Origin of the sequence: Eubacterium sp. CAG:161, from assembly GCF_000432355.1 — a bacterium.
Taxonomy (GTDB): Bacteria; Bacillota; Clostridia; order Lachnospirales; family Lachnospiraceae; genus Eubacterium_G; species Eubacterium_G segne.
The window spans coordinates 262,468-267,833 of the sequence record NZ_HF991872.1 but is presented as its reverse complement, the minus strand read 5'-3'; the positions used below and the strand labels follow the sequence as shown (position 1 = coordinate 267,833).

Sequence of the window (5,366 nt, the reverse complement as noted above, 5' to 3'; positions counted from 1 at the left end):
TAATGAATTCCTGGCATGAATCGCCCCTTCCCCGGCTAAAACCAAAGAAACAAACCGGTAAAAGAAAGATTTCATAATGAATTCCCGGCATGAATCACCTCTTACCCGGCTGAAACCAAAGAAACAAACCGGGAAAAGAAGGATTTCATAACGAATTCCTGGCACGAATTGTTTCTTCCCCGGCTGAAACCAAAGAAACAAACCGGGAAAACAACAATTTCATGATTAATTCCCGGCACGAATCCTAACTTGCCATTGAAACTAACATCGAGCCTGACACATAACCTAAAAAAGAGTTACACATATTTCAAAAATTGTGCTAGTATTATATAAAAGTAACTTAAGTCGAGGAGTTAAATATATGAGAGACGGACGTGAAGAAGAAATTAGGAATATTGTTGGAGAATTGTTGGAAGACTATAAGGATGACAGAACAATCAATCAGATTGAACTTTTTGACCAACCGGATACGGAGGTTATAGTTGATATATTAGATAAGATGTTGAAAATTGTCTTTCCGGGATTCTTCAGGGAAAAAACCTATAGATTTTATAATTTAAACAGCAGACTTACGGTTTTGTTAGAAGATGTTATGTTTAATTTGAATAAACAAATTGCCATAGCTCTTAGGCAGTTGCCGGAAAATCAGAATGCAAACGAAGACGAAATGGCTGAAAAAGCTGAAAAGATTACATTAGAGTTTTTCAAAAAGATTCCTTTGATAAGAGAGTATACAGAGACAGATGTTCAGGCGGCTTTTGATGGTGACCCGGCGGCATTTAACAGAAATGAGATAATTTTGTCTTATCCGGGATTATACACTATTACCATAAACCGTATTGCCCATGAACTTTTTAAACTGTCGGTACCACTTATTCCAAGAATTATGACTGAACATGCTCACAGTCAGACCGGAATAGACATTCATCCGGGAGCAACTATTGGAAAATATTTCTTTATGGATCATGGAACAGGAATAGTTGTGGGAGAAACAACTATCATTGGTGATAATGTAAAGGTGTATCAGGGAGTAACCATTGGTGCCCTGTCTACAAGAGGCGGTCAGAAATTAAAGGGTGTAAAGAGGCATCCGACTATTGAGGATAACGTTACTATTTATTCAGGGGCTTCGGTACTTGGAGGTGAAACCGTAATAGGAAGAAATTCAGTAATAGGAAGTAACGCATTTATCACCAGTTCCATTGCACCGGAAACCAGGGTAAGCATCAAAAATCAGGAGTTAAATTACAAAACCGGAAAAAACAAAAAAGAGGCTTCAGGCATTGAAATAACTGATTTAGAGCAGGATGAAAGCTGGTTTTATATTATTTAGAAAACATGCAGAATATGCATAAAAATAAAATGTGGGATAACCACATAATGTGGAATGCCTGAAATTAATTAGAAATACAGGAGTTTGGGGCATTCTCATAAAAATAAGGTGTGTCGTTGGGCACATCTAAAATATTAGGAGGAAATACTATGGAGTTAAAAGGATCAAGAACAGAGGCAAATTTAATGGCTGCATTTGCAGGAGAGTCACAGGCAAGAAATAAGTACACATATTACGCATCAAAGGCAAAAAAGGATGGATATGTTCAGATTGCAAATATTTTTGAAGAAACAGCAGCTAATGAAAAGGAACATGCAAAAATCTGGTTTAAATTATTACATGGCGGAGCAATTCCATCAACTGTAGAGAATTTAAAGGATGCGGCTGCAGGTGAAAATTACGAGTGGACAGATATGTATGCAGAGTTTGCCAAGGAAGCAAGAGAAGAAGGCTTTAACGAAATCGCAGATTTGTTTGACGGTGTTGCAAAAATTGAAAAAGAACATGAAGAAAGATACAAGAAATTACTGGAAAATATTGAAGGTGATTTGGTATTTTCAAAGGATGGAGATTGCGTATGGCAGTGCTTAAACTGTGGACATATTGTTATCGGTAAAAAAGCACCGGAAGTTTGCCCTGTCTGTGCACATCCACAGTCTTATTTCCAGGTAAAACCTGAAAACTATTAATATGTAAATGACTACTTAGTAGGCAAAGAACCAATTTGACAAGAAGGAGACGGTTATGAAAACGGGACTTGTATTAGAAGGCGGAGCCATGCGTGGTATGTATACTGCAGGTGTTCTGGATGTAATGATGGAAAATAATATTACTGTGGACGGAACCATAGGAGTTTCAGCAGGTGCTACTTTTGGCTGTAATTTCAAATCAAAGCAGATTGGTCGTACCATCAGGTACAATTTAAAATATTCCAAAGATCCCCGATATGTGGGAATAAGATCTCTGATAAAAACCGGTGATTTGTATGGAGCAGATTTCTGTTACAGGCAGTTGCCGGAAAAATTAGATGTTTTTGACATAAAAACATATCAGGAAAATCCAATGGAGTTTTACGCCGTGGCAACAGATATTGAAACAGGAAAGCCGGTTTATCACAAATGCCCTAATGGAGACAGGGTGGATGTTGAATGGTATCGTGCATCTGCATCTATGCCTCTGGTATCTAATATAGTTGAAATAGACGGACAAAAGATGTTAGACGGCGGAATTGCTGATCCTATTCCTATTCATGAGTTTCAGAAAATGGGATATGACAGAAATGTTATTATTCTTACCCAGCATGATGGTTATCGGAAGAAAAAAAGCAGTGCTCTTCCTTTAATTAAGTTAAAAATGGGAAAGAAATATCCTAATTTAGTGCATGATATGGAAATAAGACATGAAATGTACAACAAAACTCTTGACGATATCAGGGAAATGGAGAAGAAAAAGCAGGTATATGTAATCCGTCCAAATAATCCTATTAAAATTAAAAGGACAGAGACTGATCCGGAAAAGTTAAAGGCTTTGTACGAGACCGGTAGAAAAGAAGGATTACAGCATATTGAAAATATTAAAAAGTTTTTAGAAATGTAATTGGCAAAAATCGGGTATGATTTTCCTTTTTTGGTTCAAAATAATGTTGAATAATAAAAAAAGGAGAGTCATATGAAAGACAGAATTTTTGGTGTATTACAACGTGTAGGCAGGTCTTTTATGCTTCCTATAGCCATATTGCCGGTAGCAGGTTTGCTTCTTGGAATAGGTGGCTCATTTACTAATGAAACCACTCTTAAAACATATGGATTAGAAGGAATCATGGGGCAGGGGACAGTTTTTCACGGAATCTTTCAGGTTATGAACGATGCCGGAAATATTGTGTTCTCTAACCTGCCTATTTTGTTTGCCATTGGAGTAGCCATAGGCATGGCAAAAAAGGAGAAAGAAGTTGCGGCGCTGTCTGCGGTAATTGCGTTTTTTATTATGCATGCATCAATTAGTGCTCTTATATCTATAAATGGTGGAATTGAAAATATGCTTCAGGGGGCAGTGGCTGATGTATGCGGAATTACATCACTGCAAATGGGTGTTTTCGGTGGAATTGTTGTTGGTCTGGGAGTGGCGGCACTTCACAACAGGTTTTATCGAATTGAACTTCCTCAGGTTTTATCGTTTTTCGGAGGAACGAGATTTGTACCTATTATAAGTGCACTTGTTTACACTTTGGTGGGAATATTGATGTATTTTATCTGGCCACCGGTCCAAATAGGAATAAACTCAGTAGGAAATGTTGTACTTAATTCAGGATACATCGGAACATGGGTTTACGGATTTATGGAAAGATTGTTAATTCCCTTTGGACTTCATCATGTATTTTATATTCCTTTCTGGCAGACTGCTGTTGGGGGAACAATGGAAGTTGGAGGGCGTATTGTTGAAGGTGCCCAAAACATTTTCTTTGCACAGTTGGCAGATTCAGGAGTAACTCATTTTGCAGTTTCGGCTACAAGATTTATGTCAGGAAAATTTCCACTTATGATTTTCGGACTTCCCGGGGCAGCTCTTGCCATGTATCGCACGGCACAGCCTAGAAAAAGAAAACTTGTATATGGACTTTTACTTTCAGCAGCACTGACGTCAATGGTTACAGGTATCACTGAGCCTTTAGAGTTCACATTTTTATTTGTAGCGCCTCTTTTGTATGGAGTACATTGCGTTTTTGCCGGCTTAGCTTACGCATTAATGCATTTCTTTAACGTTGGAGTAGGAATGACTTTTTCAGGGGGACTTATTGACCTTTTCCTTTTTGGTATTTTACAGGGAAATGCCAAAACAAACTGGATATGGGTTGTTATTGTAGGAGTGTTTTATTTCATAATTTATTATTTCTTATTTAGTTTCCTTATTAAAAAACTTAATTTAAGAACTCCCGGAAGATTTGATGATGACGAAGTTAAATTATATAAACGAAGTGATGTGGATGCAAAAAAGAAAGGCAGCTCAGGAACTGATTTGGGAGATACAGCAGTAAGTGAATCCGATGGTGTAGTAGGAAGTAAATCAGGAGGCACAGCAGGAAGTGACGAGGGAGATGACTCTAAAGAAGCAATCGCTAATGAATTGTCTATTGCCATTTGCAAAGGCTTAGGTGGAAAAGACAATATTTCAGATGTGGATTGCTGTGCTACAAGGTTAAGGTGTACGGTTTTTAATGCCGATTTGGTAAATGATTCAGTTCTGAGAATGACAGGTGCATCAGGGGTTGTTCACAAGGGCAATGGGGTGCAAATAATATACGGGCCAAAAGTCACGGTAATAAAATCTGATTTTGAGGAATTTTTAGAAAGTGACTTAGCAGATACCATAGGAAAAGAAACGGAGGCTTTAAGGGAGAACCATAAGGATAGTATCAGAGAAAATAATGAGAATGATACCATAGAGAGGAATAAGAATGGTACTATGGAAAGTAATGAGAATAATGGGAATGGTATTACGAGGAAAGAAACAAGTATTACATCCGGAGGGAAAAAGATTCTTGTTTTAAGTCCAATTACCGGATTTGCGGATAAAATTGAAAATGTGCCTGATGAAGCTTTTGCTTCAAAAATGATGGGGGATGGTGCTGCGGTGACACCAAGGGCACCGATAGTCAAGGCACCGGTAGATGGAGAAGTGACATTTGTCTTTGATTCTAAGCATGCCATAGGAATAAAGGATTCAAATGGATTAAATTATATTATTCATGTGGGAATTGATACAGTAAAGTTAGGAGGAAAAGGATTCGATGTGTTTGTAAGAGCCGGAGACAAAGTAAAATATGGAGACACTCTTATGAAACTTGATTTGGAATATTTGAAGAAAAATGCTCCATCCATTGTATCACCGGTTTTGTGCACTGATATGAATAACAGGATGACTATAAAACTTCTAAAAGAAGGTGCAGTACAGGCAGGAGAAGAATTGTTTGAAATTGAAATTTCGGAATAGCTGTGGAGATAGGCAGGGCAGGTGAAATTACAAAAATGAAATTTCA

At 37.7% G+C, this 5,366-nt stretch carries 4 protein-coding genes; all 4 read left to right on the top strand.

Annotation, left to right across the window (positions count from 1 at the left end; genetic code table 11):
• The first annotated feature begins 361 nt into the window (after positions 1-361).
• The 4 genes from epsC (at position 362) to Q5O30_RS09025 (ending at position 5,320) form a co-directional block, all read left to right on the top strand.
• A complete protein-coding gene (epsC, locus tag Q5O30_RS09040) occupies positions 362-1,333 on the top strand; it encodes a serine O-acetyltransferase EpsC (protein ID WP_021953431.1) in 972 nt (323 codons plus the stop codon).
• 149 nt (positions 1,334-1,482) lie between these two features.
• A complete protein-coding gene (gene rbr / locus Q5O30_RS09035) occupies positions 1,483-2,022 on the top strand; it encodes a rubrerythrin (RefSeq protein WP_021953430.1) in 540 nt (179 codons plus the stop codon).
• A 55-nt stretch (positions 2,023-2,077) separates the two neighbouring features.
• A complete protein-coding gene (locus tag Q5O30_RS09030) occupies positions 2,078-2,929 on the top strand; it encodes a patatin family protein (RefSeq protein ID WP_021953429.1) in 852 nt (283 codons plus the stop codon).
• A 72-nt stretch (positions 2,930-3,001) separates the two neighbouring features.
• The gene (locus Q5O30_RS09025) at positions 3,002-5,320 is read left to right on the top strand and encodes a PTS transporter subunit IIABC (RefSeq protein ID WP_021953428.1); all 2,319 of its coding nucleotides are present in this window, start codon (positions 3,002-3,004) and stop codon (positions 5,318-5,320) included.
• Positions 5,321-5,366 lie beyond the last annotated feature (46 nt).